Raw genomic sequence first — 16666 nt, forward strand, 5'->3', positions numbered from 1 at the left:
AAGTATTTTAATTTTTATTTTAATCTGTAAGTTTAATTAGAATTTGCTTTTTACCAAAAGATAAAAACTTATAAGGAAAATTTATTTATAAAAATTAGATAAGCAACTCATATTTTTTTATTTTTCATTATAAAGCCGGCTGCATACCATGGGCTTATATTATTGAAAGATCATGAAATTATGAGCACAAAGACCAAACCGTTGATTATCACGGCAATTGTGGTTGTAGCAATTGTTGCATTTATCGTATGGCAAAATAAGAAAGATAATAATACGGGTGCTTCAGTTCGTGACAACAAACCTGTCGTGATTGCTTATCAAACTGGGGTTGACCCAAGCAAAGTTGCACAGGCCAACGGAGATTATGAAAAACATAGTCAACGGACCATTCAATGGAAAAAATTTGATGCGGGTTCAGATGTAGTTAATGCACTTGCTTCAGGTGATGTGGTACTTGGCAATATTGGTTCAAGCCCACTTGCTGCTGCGGCAAGCCGTGATTTACCGATTGAAGTATTCTTAATTACTTCAAAACTTGGTGGGTCTGAAGCATTAGTGGTGAGTAATAAATCAGGCATTAAAACCCCTCAAGATTTAATTGGCAAAACCATTGCTGTACCTTTTGTTTCAACAACCCATTACAGCCTTTTGTCTGCACTTAAACATTGGAACATTCCAGAAGACAAAGTAAAAATTATCAACTTGCGTCCACCTGAAATTTCAGCTGCTTGGGAACGTGGTGATATTGATGCTGCCTATGTTTGGGAACCTGCTTTAAGTAAAGCCGAAGCATCTGGTACGGTTTTAACCGACTCGAAACAAGTGGGTGAATGGGGCGCTCCAACTTATGACTTATGGGTTGTACGTAAAGACTTTGCAGAGAAAAATCCTGATTTCTTAAAAGCTTTTGTCCAAACCACGCTTGAGCAGCTTGAAAAATATAACCAAGACCCAACCGCTTACGTTAAAGATGCCGATAACGTGCAAAAAATTGCGCAGCTCACAGGTTCTGATCCAAAAGATATCCCGCTTTTATTAAGTGGAAATATTTACCTTGACCACGCTCAGCAAAAACAAACTTTAGATGGTGAATTTGCGCAGAATATTTTTGATACAGCGAAGTTCTTAAAAGGTCAGGGCAAGGTCGATCAACTGAAAGCCGATTATAAAGGCAATGTGAATTCTTCATTTTTGCAGCCTTAAGGAGTTGTCATGAGTGTATTAGAAGCCAAACATATTCATCTGACTTTTCCTAAACAGCAAAAGCCAGTTTTACAAGACATTAACCTAACCATTGAAGAAGGTTCTTTAACCGTGATTTTGGGTGAGTCAGGTTGTGGCAAAACAACTTTGCTTAATATCTTGGCAGGGTTTCAAAAGCCAAGTTCTGGTGATGTACTTGTAAATCATGAAGTGGTAACTGGTCCAGATGTAACCCGCGCTGTCGTGTTTCAGGATCATGCACTCCTTCCTTGGTTGAATGTTGCAGATAATGTTGGCTTCGCTTTGCAGTTAAAAGGTTTAAAGCGCGCAGAGATCGAAACACAAGTAAACGCAATTTTAAAAATTGTAGGTTTAAGTCACGTTGAAAAAGCCAATATCTGGGAACTTTCTGGCGGTATGAAACAACGTGTTGGTATTGCCAGAGCTTTGATCAGTCATGCGCCGTTTATTTTATTAGATGAACCTTTTGCCGCATTAGATGCTTTTACACGTGAAAACATGCAGCAGTTAGTGCTCGATTTATGGATTCAACAAAATAAAAGCTTCTTTTTAATTACTCATGACATTGAAGAAGCATTATTGCTCAGCAATCAGTTAGTTCTGATGAAAGCGCATCCAGGCAAAATTGTAGAAACTCTACATCTCGATTTTGCTAATCGATATCGTCAGGGCGAGTCTATTCGCTCAATTAAATCGGACCCACAATTTATTCAGCTCAGAGAGCAGCTGTTTGAAAGTTTAAGGGCACAAAAACAAAGCGGTAAGGAGGCGTTACCTACATGAACACTAAAGATAACGTCTATGAATATGACAAAGCAGAGCTAAAACTTAAGCCAGATGCGCAAACAGAAAAAGCTTCATTTCTATCGTCATTTTTTGAAAAGCATCGCACTTTGGCGGTCAGCATAATTAGTGTGGGAAGTGTGGTTGCACTCTGGTTTCTTATTACTGCTTTGCATGTTGTACCTGAATTGTTTTTACCAAGCCCACAGGCAGTCTGGCAAAAATTTATATCGGTCAGCCAAGAAGGCTTTATGAAGGCGACTTTGTGGCAACACTTGGCAGCCAGTATCTCACGTGTATTTTTAGCTTTGATTGCTGCCGTAGTGATTGGAGTTCCGCTAGGCTTATGGATGGGTCTGAACAAATGGGTTCGCGCTGTTTTAGATCCTTTGGTTGAATTATTACGTCCAATCCCACCGTTAGCTTATTTACCCTTACTCGTGATTTGGTTCGGTATTGGCGAAACCACAAAAGTACTTTTGATCTTCTTCTCGATTTTGGCGCCTGTCATCATTAGTAGTGCGCATGGTGTGTTAAGCCATCAACTTAATCGTGAGCGTGCAGCATTGTCGCTAGGGGCAAGTCAGACACAAGTATTTTGGCATGTCATTTTACCAACCGCTTTGCCTCATATTATTACCGGTATTCGTATTGGTCTCGGGGTGGGCTGGTCAACATTAGTTGCAGCAGAATTGGTTGCAGCGGACCGTGGTATTGGTTTTATGGTGCAATCGGCAGCGCAGTTCTTAATTACCGATACGGTGATTCTAGGCATTATTGTGATTGCGATTGTCGCAGTTAGTTTTGAGCTGTTTTTACGTTGGTTACAAAAACAGTTTTCTCCTTGGTATGGTCAGCAGTTGTAGTAAAGAAGATGAATACAGTAGTAGCAAACTTAAATATTGAAGTGATCAAGCCTACCATTGGCGCAATTATTCACGATATTGATTTGAATGCGTTAAATGAACAGACAACGCAACAAATCCAGCAGGCTTTGCTTGATCATCAGGTCATTTTTTTTCGAAAGCAACAATTAGCACCGCAAGCACAAGCAGACTTGGCACGCAGTTTTGGTAGCTTACATGTGCACCCGATTTATCCTTCAATTGAAGATGTACCTGAAGTGATGGTACTCGATAGCTGGAAACAAGATTTGCGTGACAATGAACTTTGGCACACAGATGTGACTTTTAGTAAAACCCCGCCTTTAGGTTGTGTGTTGCAAGCCATTAAAATTCCACCTGTAGGCGGAGATACATTATGGTCGAGCAACACAGCAGCTTTTAAAGGGCTTCCGCTCGAACTACAGCAAAAACTACGTGCCTTAACCGCAACACACGATATTCGTAAGTCTTTTCCGCTTGAACGTTTTGCTCATAACGAAGAAGAACGTGAAAAGCTTTTGCAAACATTTAAGCGTAACCCACCAGTGGTTCACCCAGTGGTGCGTACCCATCCTGTTACAGGTGAGCCTTTGTTGTTTGTAAGTGAGGGCTTTACCACTCGCATTAATGAGTTACCTGAACAAGAAAGCGAACAGTTACTTAATTTCTTGTTTGAACATGCGACCCAAGAGCAATTTCATTTGCGTTGGAAGTGGCAAGATGGTGATATCGCGATTTGGGATAACCGTTGCACACAACATAAAGCATTATTTGATTATGGCGATGCTCATCGCATCATGCACCGTGCAACTATTAACGGTGATGTGCCATTTTATAAAGAAGAACAACAGCCAGAGTTAGCAGAGGCTTAATTCCTTTAATTATTCTTTGTTTCAATTCCAACGTAGCGTTTTGAGTTGGAATTGAAACAGTAAGTTATCTCTATTGTGCTCCAAAACCCGACAATATACCTGTGTAGTTCTTTACAGGAGGTGAGGCCCAATCACCGACTTTGCTGGTTTTTAAATTTAATTGAACTAGCATTTCAGCTTGTTTAACGGCTGCAGCAACGCCGTCAATAACGATTACGCCTAACTCATTTTGTAGCTTTAGACATATATCACTCATACCTGCACAGCCCAAAACAATCGCATCGCTTTTATCTTCAGCGAGCGCTTTTTTGCATTCATTTCGTACGGTCCGATAGGCATTTGAATCAGGAAGCTCCAACTCTTCAACTGCAATATCACAAGCTCGAACATTTTTACAAAATGGCGTAGCCCCATAGCGATGAGCCAGATGCCAACTCATATTCACTGTACGTTGTAAGGTGGTGACTATACTAAACCCAGTACTGATATAACTTGCAGTTCGCATAGCTGCTTCGGCAATTCCAATCACAGGAGCTGAAGTCATTTCACGTGCAGCATAAAGTGCAGGATCACCAAAACAGGCAATAATATAGGCATCTACATTTAGCTGTTCACCTTGGCGTATTTCCTCCAACACACCTACGGCACTTAGAGCCTCATCATAATAACTTTCAATTGTTGCAGGGCCCATTTGAGGACTCACTGCAATAATGTGAGTACCAGAACTGGCGACTATCTTTGCTGATGCAGCAATTTTGTCTGTCATACTTTGGGTGGTATTGGGATTAATAATTTTAATTTTCATTGTACTTTTACCTTAGTCATTGCCGATTTAACATGGGCAAGCGGTTGGTTAAGAAATCGGTAAATGACAAAACCGAATCCCATCCCAATAAACCATGTGAAATTAGCCAACCCAGAAAGTTGTGGTAAAAGTACGCAGAGAATAGGAATTAATGAAGCTGGAATTAAGGCATAAAAGGCAGAGTAGTTATATCCATTTTTGTACCAATACGAACCTTTGGTATCTAAGGTGTATAAATCATCTACCACGATTTTTTGTTTTTTAACGAGGTAAAAATCGGCGAGCAATACACCAAAAAGTGGACCGATAAATGCGCCTAAAATATCAATGGTGTAATGGATCACTTGAGGATTATTAAACAAATTCCATGGGGTAATGAAAATCGAACCAACTGCTGCAATCATTCCACCCATGCGCCAGCTAATTTTGCTCGGTGAAACGTTGGAAAAATCAAAGGCAGGTGAAACAAAGTTAGCGACAATATTAATTCCGATGGTGGCAATCATTAACGTTAAACCGCCTAAAATCACCACAAAGGTGTTATCAAGTTTTCCAACCATCTCGACAGGGTCTGTAATGAGCTTGCCGTAGACTGGAAGCGTTGCAGCAATACACACCACAGTAAGTAAAGAAAAGCCTAAGAAATTGATCGGTAGGCCAAGAAAGTTGCCCATTTTAATCGCGTTAAAGCTTTTACCATAACGAGAGAAGTCACCAAAGTTCAGCATCGGCCCTGAAAAATATGAAACTACAAGCGCAATAGCACCAATCATGACAGGTACAACCGCAAAGCCGTCGTATTGAACACCACTCAAGTTTAAATCAATATTTTGCCAGCCAGCTTTCCAGATCAGCCATACTGCCATCGCAAACATAACTACGTAGACAGCTGGGCCTGCCCAGTCAATAAACTTACGAATACTATCCATGCCAGACCAAAAAACAATCGCTTGCAGTAGCCAAAGCAGCATGAAGCCAACCCATCCTAAATAGGAAAGCCCAAGAAAGCCGTAAGTTGAAACATCAGCATAGGCTGACCATTCTGGAAAGAACTTTAAAATGACCAATAAAAAGGCACTTGAGGCCAAATAGGTTTGAATGCCATACCATGCAACAGCGATAAGACCCCGAATAACAGCAGGAATATTTGCACCAAGCACACCGAAAGTTGCACGACAAATAACAGGATAGGGCGTACCTGTTTGTTGGCTAGACTTGGCAATCAGATTTGTAAAAAACTGAACTATGGCAATGCCGATGAGTAAAGATAAAAGTACCTGCCAGCTATTGAGTCCGAGTGCAAAAAGGCTCCCAGCCATGACATAGCCACCGACACTATGAACATCAGACATCCAAAAGGCAAAAATATTATAAGCGCCCCAAGTTTGCTTTTTTAAAGGAGCTAGGTCTTGATTTGTTAGCTTTGCATCATAAGAAGGTTTAATTATTGCTTCGGTATTATTCATCTTGAACACTCACTTCCCGTATGTTGGGCGGGCACGTTCTTCAGCAGCTTGAAACTCTGGCTAAAAGAATGAAGTTAAAATTGTGCACAATATGATATTTTGATTGTGCACAATCATATTGAGCAAAAGTTATGCCAAACTTGAGATGTGGTATTGATGAGTGTTTTGGCTTGATACGATTTTGGAATATGAAGAGAGAGATTTATAAAATGAGAAGTGCTTAATTTTTTATAAAAAGTAAGTAAAGTTCGGTGTATGAGTTGATATTTAGAGGTCTAATATTGAATTGTTTAGCTCAACATTAGTGTTTTGGGAATGAGAGCAATATTCCAAAACGCTTAAGTTAAACTTACACTATTGTCATGAGATAAAGTTTTAAAAAGAGAGGGCATCAATAAAAATGGAGAAATCAATGCCATCGAATGCACCAAAAAAAGCCGTAGAAATGAGCAATGATGAAATTGATGACCATATATATAACGCTATTGTAGATGCTATTTTAAATCGACAACTCGTTCCTGGCGCACGTTTAGTTGAAGCACCTTTGTGTGAGGCATTTGGTGTAACGAGGGGAGTGTTAAGACGTGTTTTCGTCAAACTCGCACATGATAAGGTCATCGAAATTCAGCCCAATCGTGGGGCACTCATCGCAAAGCATAGCGTTCATGAGACAAAAGAGGTCTTTGAAGCACGCAGCATGCTTGAAATCGCCACTGTAAAAAAGCTCGCTCAAAAGTCACATAACCTAGATTTTAGTGAGCTTCGAGGCTTAGTAGATCAAGAGTCTCACGAGCGTTTAGCTGGCAATTGGGCCGAGTGGATTAAGCTATCAGGGCAATTTCATTTAAAGCTAATTGAAGCAAATCAAAATACGATTATGACCAGTTATTTGCAGACGCTTATTGCAAGGACTTCGTTATTAATTGGCTTATATGAAATTCCAAAACATAATAATTGTTCGGCTGATGAACACCGTGCAATTTTAGATGCAATTGAGCAGGGTGATGAAAAACGAGCAACTCAATTGATGGAAGAGCATTTAGAACACTACGCGACAACATTTGTTGAACAAGACAGTACAGCAACAGCAGAGCAAAATTTATTAAATTTATTTAAAAATAAGAAGATTGAAACCATTTAAACTAACTAAAAAATAATGGGCCATTTCTTCTGGAAAAGGCCCAAATTGGTTATTTTATGGGAACGATTTGACGTGTTAGAAAATCAATAAATAATTTTACTTTCTTCGATAAAATCTTACGGTTTGGCCATGTAACATATAAGTGAAGCGGCTGACTGGTGTAGTCTTCCAAACATTTCTGTAATTTACCTTCTTTGTAGTAAGGCTCTGCAATAAACTCTGGAAGAAAGACGATACCATGATCTTTCAAGCACATATCTAATAATAATTCACCATTATTACAGGTCATCACAGGGAAGCAATTAAAAGACACTTCTTTTTGATCTTTTTGGAAAATCAATTTCTTATGTCGGCTATCCTGATAATAAATTAGAAACTTATGTTCTTTAAGTTCTTCTAATGAATCTGGTAATCCATGCTGATTAAAATACTCAGGTGTTGCATACAAATATCGTTGATAGGTATTTAATATTTTACTATTTGCCAAATTAGGAGGAGAGCCATCTACACGAATGGTTAAATCAAATTTATTATTATTCATGTCTAATAGCTGATCAGTCATGAATAAATCAATTTTTATGCTGGGATATTTCTCTATAAAGTCCGAAATGATATGTTGAAGAAAAATGTTGCTAAAAGACATTGGCGTATTGAGCTTGAGTTCGCCTTCTGGGTACTGCTGATTATAGCTAATTTCATAGGCAGCCCATTCGAACTCACTTAAAATGACTTTGCTATGTTGATAAAACTTTTCCCCACAAGAGGTGAGGTTCATCTGTCTTGTTGTTCGAGTTAAAAGTGTGGTTCTGAGGTCATTTTCGAGGTAGCAAACACGTTTGGCAACTAAGTCGCGAGAAATATCGAGTGCTCTGGCTGCGCTACTAAAATTCCCATGTTCTACAACACTTACAAAAGTAGAAATACAGTCTAATCGATCCATGGATAAGCGAAAGGTAAAAAAATATATATCAATGATTAAACTATAAAAATTAAAAAGCAATCATTGTTTTGATTGTATTCGTACAGAATACAGATTCGTGCTGATTTGCTGTCTATGCTTTTACATTTTTATCTGTTTTCATAATAACCAGTAAGCAATTTTGATGCATTACTCATAAGGAATAATGGAGTTTACCCATGAATAAATCACTTTTAGAACAACTATCACCAACCAATTGTCAGGTTATTTTTATTGATCATCAGCCACAAATGGCTTTTGGGGTACAGTCAATAGATCGCCAAGTATTAAAGAATAATACTGTAGGATTAGCAAAAGCAGCTAAAACATTCAATATTCCTGTCACCATTACAACGGTTGAAACTGAAAGCTTCTCTGGTCATACCTACCCAGAACTTTTAGATGTATTTCCAGATGCTCCATTACTAGAACGTACTTCAATGAATTCGTGGGATGATCAAAAAGTACGTGATTCGCTTGCAAAAAATAATCGTAAAAAAGTGATTGTTTCAGGTTTGTGGACTGAAGTGTGTAATAACACCTTCGCTTTTGGTGCGATGCTTGAAGGGGATTATGAGATTTATATGGTCGCGGATGCTTCAGGTGGTACATCGAAAGAGGCACATGATTATGCCATGCAACGTATGATTCAAGCTGGTGTTGTTCCAGTAACTTGGCAACAAGTCTTACTCGAATGGCAACGTGATTGGGCACATCGTGATACGTATGATGCAGTTATGGCAATTGTACGTGAGCATTCTGGTGCTTATGGTATGGGTGTGGACTATGCCTATACGATGGTACATAAGGCTCCTGAACGTACAACATCAAAACACGAAGTACTTGCACCAGTTCCTGCAAAATAAAACAGTACTGATTTAGGTAAAGGCATGTCTAGTATTCAATATTTAAGTGATATTAATACAGATATGCCTTTATTTTTTAGAACGATAATTCACAAGAATGGAGTTCAGAATGACCGAAATAAACCTCATACTCATAAACGGTAAAATCACAACACTAGATCCTCAGAACCCCGAAGTACAAGCAATTGCGATTGCAGACGGTAAAGTATTACGCACGGGTACAAATGATGAGGTAATGAAACTCGCAACTCCAACAAGTAAAGTTGTAGATTTAAATGGCCGTCGCGTTATACCAGGTCTAAATGACAGTCATTTGCATATTATTCGTGGTGGCCTAAATTACAATATGGAGCTGCGCTGGGAAGGTGTGCCATCTGTTGCAGATGCATTACGCTTACTCAAAGAACAAGCAGATAATACGCCAGCTCCACAATGGGTTCGTGTAGTAGGCGGTTGGACTGAATTCCAGTTTGCCGAAAAGCGTTTACCGACTTTAGAGGAAATTAATAAAGCTGCACCAGATACTCCTGTATTCGTTTTACATCTATATGCCAGTGCTTTGTTGAACCGAGCTGCACTTGATGTATTAGGCTTTAACAAAGATACACCTGACCCACCTGGTGGCAAGATTGTACGAAATGAAAAAGGTGAGCCAACAGGTCTCTTGCTCGCAACTCCATCCGCTATGATTTTATATTCGACTTTAGGGAAAGCACCAAAATTGCCAGTTGAAGACCAAGTCAATTCAACTCGACATTTCATGCGTGAGTTGAACCGATTAGGCATTACTTCAGCAATTGATGCAGGTGGCGGTGGGCAAAACTATCCTGAAGATTATGATGTGATTAAGCAATTGCACGATCAAAATCAAATGACCATACGTATTGCTTATAACCTATTTGCTCAGAAGGCAGGCCAAGAGCTTGATGATTATCGTCGCTGGACAGAAATGACATTTCCGGGTGATGGCGATGAGCTATTTAGAATGAATGGAGCCGGTGAGAACCTGACTTGGTCAGCGGGGGACTTTGAAGACTTCTATGAGCCACGTCCAGATTTACCAGAAAAAATGGAAGGTGAACTCGAAGCCATTGTAGAACACTTGGCTGAAAAGAAATGGCCATTCCGTATTCATGCAACTTATGATGAAAGTATTAATCGCTTACTGAATGTATTTGAGCGCGTCAATTCAAAACAGCCATTTGCGACACGATTTATTATTGACCATGCCGAAACTGTATCTGAGCGTAATATTGAACGTATTGGCGCGTTGGGTGGTGGTATTGCCATTCAACACCGTATGGCATATCAAGGTGAGATTTTCGTAAAACGCTATGGTGCCGAAGCCGCTCAGGCAACGCCACCCGTTAAGAAAATGTTAGAACTTGGTGTTCCTGTGGGTGCGGGGACAGATGCGACTCGTGTTGCTTCTTATAACCCTTGGGTGTGTTTGTATTGGCTAAGTACTGGTAAAACAGTCGGCGGTTTACCTCTCTATGATGAAAAAAATCTATTAGACCGTCAAACAGCACTCAAACTTTGGACTAAAGGTTCAGCTTGGTTCTCAGGTGAAAAAGATGTCAAAGGTTCACTCACAGCAGGGGAACTTGCCGACTTAGTTGTGCTGTCAGTTGACTACTTTAAAGTTGAAGCAGAAGATATCCAGTGGATTGAATCTGTACTCACTGTTTTAGGTGGCAAAGTGGTGTACGCAGGGGCAGAGTTTAAGCACGACGATCCGCCGTTACCGCCAGCATCTCCAACATGGTCGCCGGTAAAACGCTTCGGTGGTCAGTGGCGTTTATCTGAAAACCGTAATGCTCCTTCCAATCAATCATTACAGTCACAAAGTACATTGTGTGCATGTGCTAGCAGCTGTGGAATGCATGGACACAGCCACGCTTGGATGCTTGATGTTCCTGTAAATGATAAGGACAAAAAATCTTTCTGGGGCGCACTTGGGTGCTCGTGTTTTGTATTTTAAATAAAACAGTATGGGAACCTGCTGATTAAATGGCTTGATTCTCTAAGGTATGTACGATGAAAATGTACTTGTTATCTTTGGCTGTAGGGTTGCTTGTTGGTGTCTTATATTATGTTTTAAATGTTAAGTCACCAGCTCCACCTCTTGTTGCATTAGTCGGTTTATTAGGCATGGTAATAGGAGAGCAACTGCTTCCTTTTATCAAATCCTATTTTTAATCCATTTCATTCAAAAAAGCTAAATGGTGCCATGCCATTTAGCTTTTTATATTAATAAATATCTTCAATTACTTTATACGGCGGCCTTGTTCATCAATGATTACTTCGCCATCTTCTTTTGCAAAATAGCTTAAGTTTTGTGTATATAAAATATCCAATACAATCTCAGAAGGGCGGCAAAGTCGCGTGCCTTTTGGTGTAACCACAAATGGGCGATTAATTAAAATTGGGTACTGAACCATAAAATCAATTAACTGTTCATCGGTCCAATGGTCTTGTTCCAAATCTAAATCTTTATAGGGATCAACATTTTTACGAATTGCTTCACGTACAGTTAGGTTTGAATCCTTAATGAGTTGAATCAATTCATCTTTACTTGGTGGTGTTTGCAAATATTCAATAACGATAGGTTCAATTCCTGCATGACGAATAAGCGCCAATGTATTGCGTGAGGTTCCGCAAGCAGGGTTATGGTAAATCTTCACTAGCTCAGTCATGGTAAATTTATTGTCAAATTAAGATATTGCATTTATATATGGATATCCGTATATTTGCAATAACGAATATATTCTGTTGAAGATATGATCAACCAAGTCGATTTCTTTAAATGTCTATCTGACCAAACTCGGTTAAATATTCTTAAATTAGTTCTAAATAAACAAAATATTTGTGTTTGTGAGCTAACAGAACAGCTTGAGTTGAGCCAACCGAAAATCTCTAGACACTTAGCCTTATTAAGAACTCATGGCATTTTACTTGATGCACGACAGGGACAATGGGTGTATTACAGCGTCAATCCAGATTTACCCAATTGGGCTGTTGAAGTTTTGAAAACTATAGCAAACCAAGATGAAAATTTAGTGAATCAATCATCTTCACAGTTTTCTTCTATTTCTACCTATTGTGAGTAAGACCATGAAATTCTTATTTTTATGTACTGGAAACAGTTGCCGTAGCATTTTGTCAGAAGTTTTATTTAACAGTTGTGCACCAGAAGGCTGGAAAGCGTATAGCGCTGGGAGTAAACCATCAGGACAGGTACATCCATTAACGATTGAAACTCTTGAAAACTTAGGTCTTTCCACAGATGGACTATGGAGTAAAACGATTGATGACTGTGAACAATATCAACCAGATGTTGTTATTACAGTCTGTGACTCCGCTGCGCAAGAAGCATGCCCACTATATTTAGGTGGTGCAATCAAAGCACATTGGGGTTTAAGTGACCCATCTCACTTAGATTTGCCGAAAGAAGAAAAGCTTAAAGCATTCCAAGAGACTGTAGCTCATATTAATCGTCGTTTAGATGCTTTGTTTGCACTTGATGTTGCGAACTTAAACCGTTCACATTTGATTGCTGAGATTAATAAAATCTCTCATATTGAGTAAGAGAGCCGAGATGACTAAGCAAAAGCTTTCTTTTTTAGACCGTAACCTGACGCTATGGATTTTTATTGCCATGGCTTTAGGCTTAGCGATTGGAGTTTTCTTTCCTCAGGCATCTGTGTCTTTAAATGAATTAAGTGTAGATAACGTTAATATTCCGATCGCAATCGGCTTAATTTTGATGATGTATCCACCTTTAGCAAAGGTTGATTATGCTACGTTACCAGAAGTATTTAAAGATAAGAAAACCTTAACTTTATCGTTGGTACAGAACTGGATTATTGCTCCAGTTTTAATGTTCGTACTTGCGATAGTTTTCTTGCATAGTTATCCGGAATACATGACAGGCCTGATTTTGATTGGTTTGGCACGTTGTATTGCAATGGTCTTGGTGTGGAATGGTCTGGCTTGTGGTGATAACCAATACGTTGCAGCTTTGGTTGCCTTTAACAGTATTTTCCAAATTTTGTTCTTTAGTACCTACGCCTGGCTTTTCTTAACCTTCTTACCTCCGTATTTTGGTGTGGCAGGGCAAGTCATTGATGTGAATTTTTGGACTATCACACATGCGGTTTTGGTGTACTTAGGTATTCCATTCTTAATGGGGTTCTTGACGCGTTTGATTTTAGTCAAGTCGAAAGGGTTGGAATGGTATCAAACTAAATTTTTACCAAAAATCAGCCCGATTAGTTTAATTGCTTTACTTTTTACCATCGTGGCGATGTTTAGCCTAAAAGGTGGTGATGTAGTGAGCTTACCTTTAGATGTATTGCGTATTGCGATTCCACTGACGATTTACTTTGTGGTGATGTTCTTTATTAGCTTCTTTATGAGTAAACGTATGGGGAATAATTACCCGCGTACAGCGGCAATTTCATTTACCGCGGCTGGTAACAATTTTGAATTAGCTTTAGCGGTTGCCATTGCAACATTTGGTTTGGCATCACCTGTGGCATTTACCACAGTGATAGGACCATTGGTTGAAGTACCCATTTTAATTTCACTCGTTACCGTTTCTCTTTGGTTAAAGAAAAAGTATTTCTCAGATGAACAGTCTTAATAATGATTTATCAAATGTAGCATTAGATCTTTTAGATAAACCTACATTTGAGCAAGTGCAAGCGCAGCAGCTTGAGCATCCACCGCGCATTTTATTGCTATATGGTTCTAATCGTGAACGTTCTTATAGTCGTTTTACTGTGCTGACTGCTGGTCGAATTCTTGAATACTTAGGTGCTGAAGTCAAAATTTTTCATCCTAAAGGTTTACCTTTACCTGAGGATGCAGAAACAGATCATCCAAAAGTCCAAGAATTACACGCGCTTTTGGCTTGGGCAGAAGGTATGGTGTGGTGTTCACCCGAACGTCATGGCGCGATGAGTTCAATTTTAAAAGCCCAGATTGACTGGATTCCTTTGGCAGCCGGAGCAATTCGTGCAACTCAAGGTAAAACCTTAGCAGTCATGCAAGTTAGTGGTGGTTCGCAGTCGTTTAATGCGGTCAATCAAATGCGTATTTTAGGCCGTTGGATGCGCATGATTACCATCCCAAATCAGTCTTCAGTTGCTAAAGCCTTTTTAGAGTTTGAAGAAGATGGCAGTATGAAACCATCCTCTTACTATGACCGAATCGTTGATGTAATGGAGGAGTTGTATAAGTTCACTTTATTAACACGTGGGCAAAAACAATACCTGACAGATCGCTACTCTGAGCGTAAAGAGTCGGCAGAAGAGCTGGCAAAACGAGTAAATCAAAAATAAACAGTTTTATAAAAAAGTGCTCCACTCGGGGCACTTTTTATTGTTTAACTTTTACATTCAGGCCATTGTGGGCAAAAGTTTTTGTAATAGTTCAATAAAGTTTGAAACTTTGGCAGAACTCTCATTTTCCCGAGTAATCAGGTAAAGAGGCGCATTTAGTTTCATTGAATCATCAAACTCGCGATATACAATTTCATGTTCCCAAAAATTATGCATTGAGGCCGGCACAATCGTTATACCAATTCCAGCAGCGACTAAATTTAATGTAGCGGTAGGTCGAGGCGCTTCTTGAATAATGCGTGGACTAAAACCTGCTTGGTAGCAACTATATAAAATATTGTCATATAAACCTTGTCCTGAAGAACGACGGTATAAAACAAAATTTTCATTTGATAAGTCATTTGAACTAATTTTTTCTTTTTGTGTAAGTGGATGGCCTATAGGCAATGCCACCATCATTGGCTCATCTAATATATGGTGATGTTTTAACCCAATATCACGGCTGATCGGTGCTCTTAAAAAAGCAATATCAAGTTTCTCGGAGATTAATCGATCTAATTGTTTTTGGCTGCCTGCTTCTTCAAGTTTGGTTTGTACCTTTGGATATATTTCTCGATATGAGCGCAATACTAGTGAAATAAGCGGATGCAAACCTGCGGAACTTGTAAAACCAATATTGAGTTGTCCAGTTTTACCTTGGCTAACATCTTGGACTAATTTTGGAATATGGCGCGCATGTTCTAATAAAAGTTGTGCTTCTTTAAATAAGGCTAAACCAGCCTCAGTTGGTTCAATTCCTCGAGGCTGGCGAATAAGTAATTGTGTACCAAGTTCTTCTTCGAGTTTTTTAAGTAAACGCGTTAGAGGCGGCTGTTGAATAAACAATCGGTTTGCGGCATGCGTAATATTCCTTTCTTCAATTACCACAACAAAGGCATGGAGCTTATGTAAATCGAGCATAGGAATACCTTTATGGTATGGTTAATGAAAATAAAAGCATTTGTAGATATATCACAAAAGTATCATTCTATCTTGGTCAGATAAAGTGAAAAGTAACGAAAATGAACCATGTTGAGATTGCCGTGCAGAAGGAGAGTGTCCCGACCTGCACAGAGTTATTTTTAGGTTTTTTAACATTAGGTTTAATTGGATTCGGTGGCGTGCTGCCTTTAGCCCGTAAAGTTATTGTAGAGCAGAGACAGTGGCTAAGCCCTGAAAAATTCACTGAGTTACTTGGTCTTTGTCAATTTTTACCAGGCGGCAATATTATTAATTTATCGGTTGCGATTGGCATGGAGTTTCGCGGTGTTCGTGGGGCAGTGAGCTCACTCATTGGTCTGATCCTTGCACCTACGATAATTGTTGTACTTTTACATTATGTCTATGAGCAGTTCCAAGATAATTTAATGGTTAAGCATCTTTTCGAAGGTTTAGCAGCGGCGGCGGCTGGACTTCTGGTTGCAACAGGTTTGAAAATGCTTAAGCCATTATTACGTAATCCATTAGCGATTTGCGTAGTTGTTGCTGCAATTATCAGTATTGCTTTTCTAAAAATCTCTTTACTAGTGACGATGCTGATTTTGTCGGCATTTTATTCAGCTATAATTTGGAGACGTGTGTAATGGGTGCAGTTCTACTTACTTTAGCGATCATTTTTACTCAATTGTCTCTTCTTGCATTTGGTGGCGGGAATACAATTTTGCCTGAGATGCAACGCCAAGTAGTTGATATTCATCACTGGATGACGGCACAAGAATTCAGTGCATTGTTCGCCATGGCTCAAGCTGCCCCTGGTCCGAACATGATGATTGTACCGTTAGTGGGATGGCATGTCGCAGGGTTGTCAGGTCTACTTGTGACTTCTACCGCTAAATTTTTACCTTCGTCTCTTATTACTGTATTTGTGATGAGAGGCTGGTCAAAATTTAAAGATAAGAAATGGCGCCGTGTTTTACAGCTTGCTTTACAACCTGTCACTGTGGGAACTGTACTTGCCAGTGCGTGGATTATTTCTGAGGCAGCTGCCATAAATACTTTACTCATTATTATGGTAGTCATTGCAACTTTATTATCTTTAATTAAAAAGGTTCATCCTTTACATGTCTTGATTGCTGGGGCTGTATTTGGTGTGGTCTTACTCTAGTTTAACCAGTTTGCCGACCTGCGCTGGATGAGTTCAGGTTGGCTTTTTTTTGATTTGAAGTAAATAATAATTAAATCTAAAAAACCGATTAAATCTATAAAAACATACTGTTTTACCTATTCTGTGTTTTCACGTACTATGCATCTATTGAAAGAATTTGGATGCATTGGAGTAAA

19 protein-coding genes are annotated in these 16666 nt (G+C 39.3%); 14 read left to right on the plus strand and 5 right to left on the minus strand.

Translation table 11 applies throughout. The features are described from left to right. Positions 1–162 precede the first annotated feature (162 nt). From tauA to tauD, 4 genes are read left to right on the plus strand one after another with little or no spacing between them, the layout of a single operon-like run. Complete coding sequence (tauA, locus tag MKL33_RS12910) at positions 163–1203, plus strand: taurine ABC transporter substrate-binding protein (protein ID WP_270907103.1); 1041 nt, start codon at positions 163–165, stop codon at positions 1201–1203. Between the two features lie 9 nt (positions 1204–1212). Then, entirely contained in the window at positions 1213–2007 is a 795-nt protein-coding gene (locus tag MKL33_RS12915; RefSeq protein ID WP_270907104.1) for a taurine ABC transporter ATP-binding protein, read from the plus strand. Further along, positions 2004–2873, plus strand: coding sequence for a taurine ABC transporter permease TauC (gene tauC, locus MKL33_RS12920; RefSeq protein ID WP_167563737.1), 870 nt, complete (start codon positions 2004–2006; stop codon positions 2871–2873). Before MKL33_RS12915 ends, tauC begins: the two co-directional genes overlap by 4 nt. Before the next feature lie 8 nt (positions 2874–2881). Next, entirely contained in the window at positions 2882–3763 is an 882-nt protein-coding gene (gene tauD, locus MKL33_RS12925; RefSeq protein ID WP_270907105.1) for a taurine dioxygenase, read from the plus strand. 70 nt (positions 3764–3833) lie between these two features. Here the strand turns inward: tauD and MKL33_RS12930 are convergent, their stop codons facing one another. Beyond that, a complete protein-coding gene (locus MKL33_RS12930; protein WP_151302608.1) occupies positions 3834–4568 on the minus strand; it encodes an aspartate/glutamate racemase family protein in 735 nt (244 codons plus the stop codon). Further along, positions 4565–6034 (minus strand): NCS1 family nucleobase:cation symporter-1, encoded by a 1470-nt coding sequence (locus MKL33_RS12935; RefSeq protein WP_202724036.1) that lies wholly within the window; start codon positions 6032–6034, stop codon positions 4565–4567. Before MKL33_RS12935 ends, MKL33_RS12930 begins: the two co-directional genes overlap by 4 nt. Positions 6035–6434: 400 nt before the next feature. Between MKL33_RS12935 and MKL33_RS12940 the strand changes: the two genes are divergently transcribed. Continuing rightward, complete coding sequence (locus MKL33_RS12940; RefSeq protein ID WP_069036383.1) at positions 6435–7175, plus strand: GntR family transcriptional regulator; 741 nt, start codon at positions 6435–6437, stop codon at positions 7173–7175. Positions 7176–7224: 49 nt separating this feature from the next. On the opposite strand, the gene MKL33_RS12945 is transcribed toward MKL33_RS12940, so the two are convergent. Next, a complete protein-coding gene (locus MKL33_RS12945; RefSeq protein WP_005802433.1) occupies positions 7225–8115 on the minus strand; it encodes a LysR family transcriptional regulator in 891 nt (296 codons plus the stop codon). Positions 8116–8312: 197 nt separating this feature from the next. On the opposite strand from MKL33_RS12945, the gene MKL33_RS12950 reads away from it, so the two are divergent. The 3 genes from MKL33_RS12950 to MKL33_RS12960 all read left to right on the plus strand — a co-directional run bounded on the left by MKL33_RS12950 (position 8313) and on the right by MKL33_RS12960 (position 11201). Continuing rightward, positions 8313–8999: a hydrolase gene (locus MKL33_RS12950; protein WP_001043290.1), complete on the plus strand. Its 687-nt coding sequence runs from the start codon at positions 8313–8315 to the stop codon at positions 8997–8999. 109 nt (positions 9000–9108) lie between these two features. Then, positions 9109–10983, plus strand: a complete 1875-nt coding sequence (locus MKL33_RS12955; RefSeq protein ID WP_270907106.1) for an amidohydrolase — start codon at positions 9109–9111, stop codon at positions 10981–10983. A gap of 56 nt (positions 10984–11039) precedes the next feature. Then, a complete protein-coding gene (locus MKL33_RS12960) occupies positions 11040–11201 on the plus strand; it encodes a DUF1427 family protein (RefSeq protein ID WP_000784879.1) in 162 nt (53 codons plus the stop codon). Positions 11202–11269: 68 nt separating this feature from the next. On the opposite strand, the gene arsC is transcribed toward MKL33_RS12960, so the two are convergent. Then, positions 11270–11698 (minus strand): arsenate reductase (glutaredoxin), encoded by a 429-nt coding sequence (gene arsC, locus MKL33_RS12965; RefSeq protein WP_000138012.1) that lies wholly within the window; start codon positions 11696–11698, stop codon positions 11270–11272. Between the two features lie 84 nt (positions 11699–11782). Here arsC and MKL33_RS12970 point away from each other — a divergent pair, with 84 nt between their 5' ends. From MKL33_RS12970 to arsH, 4 genes are read left to right on the plus strand one after another with little or no spacing between them, the layout of a single operon-like run. Then, entirely contained in the window at positions 11783–12112 is a 330-nt protein-coding gene (locus tag MKL33_RS12970) for a metalloregulator ArsR/SmtB family transcription factor (protein WP_005076425.1), read from the plus strand. Positions 12113–12116: 4 nt separating this feature from the next. After that, positions 12117–12590 (plus strand): arsenate reductase ArsC, encoded by a 474-nt coding sequence (locus MKL33_RS12975; protein WP_068531316.1) that lies wholly within the window; start codon positions 12117–12119, stop codon positions 12588–12590. A 10-nt stretch (positions 12591–12600) separates the two neighbouring features. Next, positions 12601–13647: an ACR3 family arsenite efflux transporter gene (gene arsB, locus MKL33_RS12980; protein ID WP_270907107.1), complete on the plus strand. Its 1047-nt coding sequence runs from the start codon at positions 12601–12603 to the stop codon at positions 13645–13647. Continuing rightward, positions 13634–14347 carry an arsenical resistance protein ArsH gene (gene arsH / locus MKL33_RS12985; RefSeq protein WP_119684932.1) on the plus strand — a complete coding sequence of 238 codons (714 nt, stop codon included), beginning with the start codon at positions 13634–13636 and terminating at the stop codon, positions 14345–14347. Before arsB ends, arsH begins: the two co-directional genes overlap by 14 nt. A gap of 57 nt (positions 14348–14404) precedes the next feature. Here the strand turns inward: arsH and MKL33_RS12990 are convergent, their stop codons facing one another. Further along, a complete protein-coding gene (locus MKL33_RS12990; protein ID WP_032006701.1) occupies positions 14405–15307 on the minus strand; it encodes a LysR family transcriptional regulator in 903 nt (300 codons plus the stop codon). 101 nt (positions 15308–15408) lie between these two features. Here MKL33_RS12990 and MKL33_RS12995 point away from each other — a divergent pair, with 101 nt between their 5' ends. Both MKL33_RS12995 and MKL33_RS13000 read left to right on the plus strand, forming a co-directional pair. Continuing rightward, positions 15409–15969, plus strand: coding sequence for a chromate transporter (locus MKL33_RS12995; protein WP_270907108.1), 561 nt, complete (start codon positions 15409–15411; stop codon positions 15967–15969). Beyond that, positions 15969–16490 carry a chromate transporter gene (locus MKL33_RS13000; RefSeq protein ID WP_270907109.1) on the plus strand — a complete coding sequence of 174 codons (522 nt, stop codon included), beginning with the start codon at positions 15969–15971 and terminating at the stop codon, positions 16488–16490. The genes MKL33_RS12995 and MKL33_RS13000 overlap by 1 nt, the downstream gene beginning before the upstream one ends. Positions 16491–16666 lie beyond the last annotated feature (176 nt).

The sequence above is a fragment of the Acinetobacter sp. AOR43_HL genome (assembly GCF_027854635.1).
GTDB classification, from domain to species: domain Bacteria; phylum Pseudomonadota; class Gammaproteobacteria; order Pseudomonadales; family Moraxellaceae; genus Acinetobacter; species Acinetobacter pittii.

Coding starts and splice junctions, on each gene's coding strand:
- MKL33_RS12935 (WP_202724036.1), bottom strand. CDS start 6,034: ATGAATAATACCGAAGCAATAATTAAACCTTCTTATGATGCAAAGCTA.
- tauC (WP_167563737.1), top strand. CDS start 2,004: ATGAACACTAAAGATAACGTCTATGAATATGACAAAGCAGAGCTAAAA.
- MKL33_RS12955 (WP_270907106.1), top strand. CDS start 9,109: ATGACCGAAATAAACCTCATACTCATAAACGGTAAAATCACAACACTA.
- arsB (WP_270907107.1), top strand. CDS start 12,601: ATGACTAAGCAAAAGCTTTCTTTTTTAGACCGTAACCTGACGCTATGG.
- MKL33_RS12915 (WP_270907104.1), top strand. CDS start 1,213: ATGAGTGTATTAGAAGCCAAACATATTCATCTGACTTTTCCTAAACAG.
- tauD (WP_270907105.1), top strand. CDS start 2,882: ATGAATACAGTAGTAGCAAACTTAAATATTGAAGTGATCAAGCCTACC.
- MKL33_RS13000 (WP_270907109.1), top strand. CDS start 15,969: ATGGGTGCAGTTCTACTTACTTTAGCGATCATTTTTACTCAATTGTCT.
- MKL33_RS12975 (WP_068531316.1), top strand. CDS start 12,117: ATGAAATTCTTATTTTTATGTACTGGAAACAGTTGCCGTAGCATTTTG.
- MKL33_RS12970 (WP_005076425.1), top strand. CDS start 11,783: ATGATCAACCAAGTCGATTTCTTTAAATGTCTATCTGACCAAACTCGG.
- arsC (WP_000138012.1), bottom strand. CDS start 11,698: ATGACTGAGCTAGTGAAGATTTACCATAACCCTGCTTGCGGAACCTCA.
- MKL33_RS12995 (WP_270907108.1), top strand. CDS start 15,409: ATGAACCATGTTGAGATTGCCGTGCAGAAGGAGAGTGTCCCGACCTGC.
- MKL33_RS12960 (WP_000784879.1), top strand. CDS start 11,040: ATGAAAATGTACTTGTTATCTTTGGCTGTAGGGTTGCTTGTTGGTGTC.
- MKL33_RS12930 (WP_151302608.1), bottom strand. CDS start 4,568: ATGAAAATTAAAATTATTAATCCCAATACCACCCAAAGTATGACAGAC.
- MKL33_RS12990 (WP_032006701.1), bottom strand. CDS start 15,307: ATGCTCGATTTACATAAGCTCCATGCCTTTGTTGTGGTAATTGAAGAA.
- MKL33_RS12940 (WP_069036383.1), top strand. CDS start 6,435: ATGGAGAAATCAATGCCATCGAATGCACCAAAAAAAGCCGTAGAAATG.
- MKL33_RS12950 (WP_001043290.1), top strand. CDS start 8,313: ATGAATAAATCACTTTTAGAACAACTATCACCAACCAATTGTCAGGTT.
- arsH (WP_119684932.1), top strand. CDS start 13,634: ATGAACAGTCTTAATAATGATTTATCAAATGTAGCATTAGATCTTTTA.
- MKL33_RS12945 (WP_005802433.1), bottom strand. CDS start 8,115: ATGGATCGATTAGACTGTATTTCTACTTTTGTAAGTGTTGTAGAACAT.